Annotated in this window: 6 protein-coding genes; 1 reads left to right on the top strand and 5 read right to left on the bottom strand. The window is 61.9% G+C overall.

The features are described from left to right. Positions 1-260: 260 nt before the first annotated feature. Genes ureG through IE166_RS18465 form a run of 5 tightly spaced genes read right to left on the bottom strand, consistent with a single transcriptional unit; the run spans position 261 to position 6,358 of the window. Positions 261-890 (bottom strand): urease accessory protein UreG, encoded by a 630-nt coding sequence (gene ureG, locus IE166_RS18485; RefSeq protein WP_189506857.1) that lies wholly within the window; start codon positions 888-890, stop codon positions 261-263. Continuing rightward, on the bottom strand, positions 887-1,600 hold the full coding sequence (locus IE166_RS18480; RefSeq protein WP_244641582.1) for an urease accessory protein UreF: 714 nt from the start codon (positions 1,598-1,600) through the stop codon (positions 887-889). The genes ureG and IE166_RS18480 overlap by 4 nt, the downstream gene beginning before the upstream one ends. Continuing rightward, entirely contained in the window at positions 1,542-2,030 is a 489-nt protein-coding gene (locus IE166_RS18475) for an urease accessory protein UreE (protein ID WP_189506856.1), read from the bottom strand. Before IE166_RS18475 ends, IE166_RS18480 begins: the two co-directional genes overlap by 59 nt. A 37-nt stretch (positions 2,031-2,067) precedes the next feature. Then, entirely contained in the window at positions 2,068-2,970 is a 903-nt protein-coding gene (locus IE166_RS18470) for a response regulator transcription factor (protein WP_189506854.1), read from the bottom strand. Beyond that, positions 2,960-6,358, bottom strand: a complete 3,399-nt coding sequence (locus IE166_RS18465) for a hybrid sensor histidine kinase/response regulator (RefSeq protein ID WP_453900646.1) — start codon at positions 6,356-6,358, stop codon at positions 2,960-2,962. The genes IE166_RS18470 and IE166_RS18465 overlap by 11 nt, the downstream gene beginning before the upstream one ends. A gap of 196 nt (positions 6,359-6,554) precedes the next feature. Between IE166_RS18465 and urtA the strand changes: the two genes are divergently transcribed. Then, the gene (gene urtA / locus IE166_RS18460) at positions 6,555-7,856 is read left to right on the top strand and encodes an urea ABC transporter substrate-binding protein (RefSeq protein WP_189506850.1); all 1,302 of its coding nucleotides are present in this window, start codon (positions 6,555-6,557) and stop codon (positions 7,854-7,856) included. Positions 7,857-7,901: the final 45 nt, after the last annotated feature.

Raw genomic sequence — 7,901 nt, 5'->3', positions numbered from 1 at the left:
ATCAGGTGGGAGATCGGCGAACCTTGATACCCGCCGACATAAGACACGCCGGATTGCAGCAGAGCCTTCGTAATGGCGAGAATGCCTTCCCCCCGGAACTCCTCGCCGTCGCCCAGCCGGAGATCCTCCACTTCGCGTGCGAATGAGCGCTCGGCCATGACACAGCTCCTCCCAAAGCGTATGCATCAGCATAGACTTTTGCGACTCTAGGGTCAATCTCACTTCATGTGCTTCGTTGACGTATGGACCTCATGATGCCGTCACGACGATACTGTCATCTGCAGGCCTGCCTCATGCTCGATAAACGCGACGATGGCTTCGAGCCCTGCCTTCCGCGACAGGTCGCTCATGATGTAAGGGCGTCCTTGCCGCACCTTTTCGGTGTCCGAGCGCATGATGTCGAGGTCGGCGCCGACATAAGGTGCGAGGTCGGTTTTGTTGATCACCAGCAGGTCGGAGCGCGTGATGGCAGGGCCGCCCTTGCGCGGGATTTTCTCGCCTTGCGAGACCGAGATGACGTAGATCGTCAGGTCGGCGAGGTCGGGTGAGAAGGTGGCCGCAAGATTGTCGCCACCGCTTTCGATCAGGATCACGTCAAGATCGGGAAAGCGCTTGTTCAGGTCGGCGATAGCCGCAAGGTTGAGCGAGGCGTCTTCGCGGATGGCGGTATGAGGACAGCCGCCGGTTTCGACACCAACGATCCGGTCTTCGGAAATCGCTTGCAGCCGCGCCAGGATCAACGCGTCTTCCTTGGTGTAGATGTCGTTGGTCACGACAGCCATCGAATAGCCATCGCGCATCGCCTTCAGCAGCTTCTCGCAAAGCGTCGTCTTACCGGAGCCGACAGGGCCGCCGATGCCGATCCGCAGTGGTCCGTTGGGAGAGGTCATGAGCGGAAGATCCTTGTAGTGAGCGTTTCGTGGTTCATCGCGGCGATGTCGGTTGCATAGGCGATGGCGCCGAGGTCGTTTTCGTCGGCGTCGGCAAGCGTCTTTGCGAGGTCTGCGATCAAGGGCTCGAGCGCAGCCAGGATAGCGAGACCGCTGGTTTGTCCGATCGGTATGAGCCTGACCGCAACGGAGACCTGCGCCTGAGCATAGGCGGTGAGAAAGGCGAGCGCGGCGTTGACCGCATTGATCGAGGCCGCGCCGGCGATTGCACCGAAAGCGATTGGGTAAGGACACGCGGCGGGAAGGCGTTCATGGACCGGATCGGACCATGCCTTGGCGGCCTGAATGAAGGCGTGGCCGGTCACCAGCAGTTCCTCATGACGCTGCCGCGCGGGCGTTAAAGCAAGGCAGAGATCGGCGAGGTCGGACAGTCGCGCGGCATCGTCGTGCGCCCGACAGGCAAGCGCCGCAAGGATGGCATCGTTGCGCCCGGCGCCACTTTGCAGATTGCCTTCAAGCCAATCGCGCATAGCCTCGGCGTCGCGGACCGCTCCTTCCGCGATCGCCGTTTCCAGCCCGCCGGAATAAGCGAACGTTCCCACCGGAAAGGCCGGTGAGGCCCAGATCAGAAGCCGTTGCAGCGCAAGGCCGTCAGTCATGGTGGTGATGGTGCTTGGAATGGGCATGATCGTGGCCGTGATCATCCCCATGCCCATGATATGCGCCGCGTTCCGGTGAGAAGGGCGCTTCCACATCGCTTACGCGGGCGCCGAGGCCGATCAGCATGTCGCGGATGACGTGATCGCGGCCGATCAGGATGCGGTGTTCCTCGATCTGCGCGGGCAGATGGCGGTTGCCGAGATGCCAGCAGAGCTTGGCAAGATGGTTGGGATCGCGCGCCGTGATCTCGTAGAGGGGTTCCTGTGCGGCGGAGACGGCAATCAATGTGCCGTCTTCAAGAACCAGCGCGTCGCCATCGGCGAGAACGATCGCGCTTGGAAAATCGACCAGCACGTCGCCACCGCCCTGAAGCGACAGCCGCTTACGCCGGAGATGCCGCTCATCATGAGCGAGCACGACGCGTCCGGCAATCTCCTGCGAAGACGTGAGGCCATGGGTATGACTGACGGCGCGTTTCATAAAGCTGTTCCTCGGGTATTGGCAAAGCGAAGGGAGACTAGGGGTTCAGAACCTGCATCGCCTTCACGGCGGCGGTAGCGCGGTTTTCAACGCCGAGCTTGGTGTAGATCTGTTCCAGATGCTTGTTGACCGTTCGCGGGCTGAGGCTCAGCACGGCAGCAATGTCGCGGTTCGACTTGCCGCGCGCAATCCATAGCAGCACCTCGCTTTCGCGCGCGGTGAGGCGGAAATGCTGGCGCAGCGCTTCTTCCTGATTGGCCTCTCCTTCGGTAATCAACCGGAACAGGTGTTCGTCCGTGCCGATCAAGCCAAGATAGGTAAGGTGGATCGTCAATCCGGGACTAAGGAGCAGGCTCGACGTTTCGCCGGTGGCAACCGTGCGCGCACCAAGCCAATTGCGTATCCGCTGGCTGATCAGGGCCTGCGCATCACCTGGCATTCCCGGTTGTTCGATCAAGCGGGACGCCTGCGGTGTCGCCCAGTGGCAGGTGCCGGATGCGGCAAAGGCCATCAAATGCCGGCCCGCTGCATCAAGGGCCACGCGTGCGCTGCGGGTTTGTCGCGCAAGTGCCAGATGCACGCGCATGCGCGCCCGTAATTCCTCGAGGTTGATGGGCTTTGTGAGGTAATCGACGCCGCCGGACTCCAGCGCATGCACGACGTGCTCGGTGTCGGTCAGCGCGGTCATGAAGATCACTGGAGCATGGCCGAGGCCGGGCAGCGCCTTCAGTCTCCGACAGGTCTCGAACCCGTCCAGGCCGGGCATGACCGCATCCATCAGGATCACATCAGGAACGATTTCCACCGCGATCTGAAGCGCTGCCTCGCCGCTGGTGGCCACAAGGACGTCAATCCCGGCCTCTTCCAGCGCATGGGTGATGAAGCCGAGCGCATCGGGGGAATCGTCGACAACCAGAACGATGTCGCCTTCAGGTTGCAACGCCGACCTCTTCCTTCACGCTCTCGAGCAGCTTTGAATAACCTGCAAAGTCATAGACTTCGACATGCGCCCGCAGCTTCTCGACAAGAGGTCGATAGCCCGGTGTGACACTCAGATCAGCAAGTTTGCGATCGATGCCGCGCACGAAGCCGATCCGCCCCAGCCGCAGCAGTTCCTCGATCTCGTGGGTATTGGGTACCGCCAACTGGGCGCCGAGGTCCGGGGAAGGCTGAGGTTTCGCGCCTTCAGCGGCCTTCTTGATCCAGTCGAGGCCAAGCTGGAGACCGATCCTGTCGAGCAACTGGGTGAGGTTGAACGGCTTGGCGAGCGCATCGTCATGGCCGGAATGCTCACCGCTGCGCGCAACGCCATCGCCAATATTCGCCGAGAGCATGATCACGGGCGCGCTGATGCCTCGGCTACGGAGCCGCTCCACCAGCTCCCAGCCGGTCATGTCCGGCATCAGGATGTCGACAAGGAAGAGGTCGGGCTCCAAGCCCTCAAGCAGCGTCAAACAATCCGGACCATCGGTTGCGGTCAGAACCGTGAAGCCGAGCGGCGCCAGCATCTGCCGGACCATATCGCGATGATCGGCATTGTCATCGACGACCATGATGGTGCGGCGGGCGCCTGCATAGCCGGTGATCATCGCATCCTGCACGGCAAGGCTGGCAGGCCGGTTGACCCGCGCTAGCATCAACCGCGCCTGAAAGGTCGAGCCTTCGCCGAGCGCGCTTCTGACCGTGATCTCGCCGCCCAGCGTCTCTGTGAGGAGCTTGGTGATCGTCAAACCGAGCCCCAGACCTGGCGAAAGCCGGTCGCGTTCGGCACGCCCGCGCGTGAACGGCTCGAAGATGCGCTGGAGATCGTCGGGATCGATCCCCGGCCCGCTGTCGCTGACCTGAAAGCTCGCAACCTCCGAACGGTAGGCGATCGCAAGCTCCACATGCCCACTGCGCGTGAACTTGATGGCATTGGACAGAAGATTGACCAGGATCTGCCGCAGCCGCTTTTCGTCGGTGCGCACGTAAAGCGGCAGCGTCGGGTCGCGCTTTTCGCGGAAAACCAAGCCTTTCGCTTCCGCCTGCATGCGGAACATGCCGACGATCTGGTCGAGAAATTCGGACAGGTTGATCTCGTTGGAATAGACCTGCAGCCGACCCGCCTCAATCTTGGAGATGTCCAACAGACCGTCGATGAGGCCGGACAGATGCTCGGCCGAGCGGCGGATCACCTTGACGCCTGACTGCCAGGTGGGCGGCGCTTCGCTTTCGCGTTCTAAGATCTGCGCATAGCCCATCACGGCGTTGAGCGGTGTGCGCAGCTCATGGCTAAGCCCCACGACATAGCGGCTCTTCGCGCGATTGGCGGCTTCGGCCTTTTCCTTGGCGTCCTGAAGGGCGGCGTCAGTTTTTCGATGCGCAGCGATCTCGCGCAGGAACAGAGTGTTCTGGCGCGCGCTTTCCTCTTCCGCGACCTTGCGCGTGTCATGGGCGAGCACGAGGAACCAGGACACGACGCCGGCCACCACCGCCAGGATGAAGAACACGACGACGATGGTTGCGCCCACCACCTCCGCCGTGTCCGGTGCCGCGCGGGTGGCGAAGGCGTAGACCATGCCGAGGATCGCAGCGAGCATCCCGAGCGACAAAGCCATGGCGATGCCGAAGCGCCCGAGCCGGGTTTGCAGGCTTTCCACCGCCCAGGAAGGGAGCGTTGCATCCGCCACCACCTGTGCCTGCGCGCGCAAATGCGCCTTCGGCTTGCACAGATCGTGGCAGCGCGCATCCAACGAGCAGCAAAGCGAACAGATCGGCGCGGCATAGGCCGGACACCATGCCATGTCCTCGGGCTCGAACGGATGCTCGCAGATCGAGCAGGTGATTTCGCTGCGGCTCGCCCAGCTGCGGCGCGACCGCCGCGCGAGATAATAGCGCCCGCCCGTGCCCCAGGCGATGGCCGGTGCGGCCACAAAGGCCACGACCAGCGCGATGTAAGGCGCCAGCGCTGCCGCCATGACGCCGAACGCACCAAAATGCGCCGCTAGCGCTGTGCCGCCCGACAGGATCATGGCCCCGACGCCAACCGGATTGACGTCGTAGAGATGCGCGCGCTTGAACTCGATGCCATCAGGCGCAAGGCCGAGCGGCTTGTTGACGAACAGATCGGCTGAGACCGTGCTGAGCCAGGCCATCGCCACGATGGAGAACACCGTCAGCGTTTGTTCCAGCAGACGATAGATGCCGAGTTCCATCAAAAGCAGTGCGATCGCGACGTTGAACACCAGCCAGACCACGCGGCCGGGATGGCTATGCGTCAGGCGAGCAAAGAAGTTCGACCACGCCAGCGACCCCGCATAAGCGTTCATGACATTGATCTTGAGCTGGGAAACGACGACGAACGCCACCATCAGCATGAGTGCCGCTGTCTCGTTCGGCATCATGTAGCCAAAGGCCGCCGCATACATCTGCGCGGGTTCGCCGGCGTGCTCGGGCGGCACGCCGTTCGACAGCGCCAGCACCGCCAGAAACGAGCCCGCAATCAGCTTTGGCGCGCCGAGCACGACCCATCCCGGTCCCGCCAAAAAGACGCTCAATCGGTAGCGGCGGCTCGTCGTGTCATGCGCAGGCACGAAGCGCAGGAAATCGACCTGCTCGCCGATCTGGGTCATGAGGGCGAGAATAACGGCGGACGCCGCGCCGAACTTGGCGACATCGAGAAATGCAACGCTGTTTACTGGCTCATGCGCGCCGGGAAAGCGCCACCATAGCGCCAGCTTGTCCCAATCCAGCAGGAAGATGAACAGAAAGGGCAGGATGTTCAGCACGATCCAGACCGGCTGCGTCAGGATCTGAAACCGACTGATCAACCGCACACCATGCGTCACCAGCGGGATCACCGCGACCGCGCTGACGATATAGCCCAGCCACAGTGGCACGCCGAGCGCCAGTTCCAGCGCGCTCGACATGATCGAGGCTTCGATCGCGAAAAGGATAAAGGTGAAGCTGGCATAGATCAGCGACGTCACCGTCGAGCCGACATAGCCAAAGCCCGCGCCGCGCGTCAGCAGGTCGATGTCGAGCCCGTGACGCATCGCATAACGCGCGATCGGAATGCCTACGGCCATGATGCAGAGGCTGGCGATGAGAATGGCCGCAACCGCGTTGACCGAGCCGTAGGACAGCGTGATCGCCCCGCCGATCGCTTCCAGCGCCAAAAAGGAGATCGCGCCGATCGCCGTTTGCGAAATGCGACGGCTTGAAAAGCGCCGCGCGCTCTTGGCGGTAAAGCGAAGCGCGTAATCCTCCAGTGTTTCGTCGGCCACCCAGCGATTGTACTCGCGCCGAACTGGCAAGATCCGCTGCCGCGCCATCGATATCCCAGTCATCCGCGCGTGAAGCGCTTCGCGCGCAGATGACTACAATCAAGCCATTTCTGCAATATGCCAAAAGTTTAGGCTGTTGGTAGCTTGCTACGTCCCCGAAGCCACTACGTCAATCGACGTATGTGCACTGCGAAAAGATGCGGGCAGTCTGCTGGTGGGGCCACGGATGCGGCCGCATCTTTCGAAGGGGAACATAAAAATGAACCTGAAACTTACGCGTCGCGGCGTGCTTGCCGCCGCGCTGGCTGGCTCGATCAGCTTCACTGCCGGCGCTGCCTTTGCGCAGGAAGAAACCATCAAGGTCGGCGTCCTTCATTCGCTGTCGGGCACGATGGCGATTTCGGAAACCACGCTCAAGGACACGATGCTGTTTCTGATCGACGAGCAGAACAAGAAGGGCGGCGTGCTCGGCAAGAAGCTCGAAGCCGTGGTGGTCGATCCGGCGTCCGATTGGCCGCTTTTCGCTGAAAAGGCCCGCGAGCTGATCTCGGCCAACAAGGTCGCGGCCGTGTTCGGCTGCTGGACCTCGGTGTCGCGCAAGTCCGTGCTGCCGGTGTTCGAGGAGTTGAACAACATCCTGTTCTACCCCGTGCAGTATGAGGGTGAGGAATCGCAGCGCAACGTGTTTTACACCGGTGCTGCACCGAACCAGCAGGCAATCCCGGCTGTCGACTACCTGATGAACGAGGAAGGCGTCGAGCGCTGGGTTCTGGCCGGCACGGACTATGTTTATCCGCAGACCACGAACAAGATCCTGGCCGCCTATCTCGAAGCCAAAGGCGTGGCCAAGGAAGACATCATGGTCAACTACACGCCGTTCGGTCATTCCGACTGGCAGACGATCGTGACCGACATCAAGAACTTTGGCTCGACCGGCAAGAAGACCGCCGTGGTTTCGACCATCAACGGCGACGCCAACGTGCCCTTCTACAAGGAACTCGCCAACCAGGGCATCAAGGCCGAGGACATCCCGGTCGTTGCCTTCTCGGTGGGCGAAGAAGAACTCGCCGGTCTCGACACCGCACCATTGGTCGGTCACCTGACGGCCTGGAACTACTTCCAGTCGGTCGATACGCCTGAGAATGCCGACTTCATCGCCAAGTGGAAGGCCTATATCAAGAACGACAAGCGCGTCACCAACGACCCGATGGAAGCCCACTACATCGGCTTCAACATGTGGGTGAAGGCTGTCGAAAAGGCCGGCACCACCGATCCGGACGCGGTGATCGACGCATTGGTCGGCGTATCCGTGCCGAACCTGTCGGGCGGTTATTCCACCATGATGCCGAACCACCACATCACCAAGCCGGTGCTGATCGGCGAAATCCAGGCCGATGGCCAGATGGAAACGGTTTGGGAAACGCCGGGCGTCGTGGTGGGTGACGAGTGGTCGGATTACCTGGCCGACTCCAAGGACCTGATCGCGGATTGGCGCGCCCCAATGAACTGCGGCAACTTCAACACCGCTTCCGGCAAGTGCGGCGGCAAGGCCACCAACTAAAGCAAGCTGACGACCCGGACGGCGGTTTCTGCCGTCCGGACTGAC

This window comes from Tianweitania populi (assembly GCF_014652875.1).
GTDB classification, from domain to species: domain Bacteria; phylum Pseudomonadota; class Alphaproteobacteria; order Rhizobiales; family Rhizobiaceae; genus Tianweitania; species Tianweitania populi.
This window is presented reverse-complemented; position numbering and strand designations above follow the sequence as displayed.

What these genes read in the sequence shown, in the direction of transcription:
- IE166_RS18465 (WP_453900646.1), bottom strand. Translation starts at nt 6,358, where the DNA reads ATGACTGGGATATCGATGGCGCGGCAGCGGATCTTGCCAGTTCGGCGC.
- IE166_RS18480 (WP_244641582.1), bottom strand. Translation starts at nt 1,600, where the DNA reads ATGGGGATGATCACGGCCACGATCATGCCCATTCCAAGCACCATCACC.
- IE166_RS18475 (WP_189506856.1), bottom strand. Translation starts at nt 2,030, where the DNA reads ATGAAACGCGCCGTCAGTCATACCCATGGCCTCACGTCTTCGCAGGAG.
- ureG (WP_189506857.1), bottom strand. Translation starts at nt 890, where the DNA reads ATGACCTCTCCCAACGGACCACTGCGGATCGGCATCGGCGGCCCTGTC.
- urtA (WP_189506850.1), top strand. Translation starts at nt 6,555, where the DNA reads ATGAACCTGAAACTTACGCGTCGCGGCGTGCTTGCCGCCGCGCTGGCT.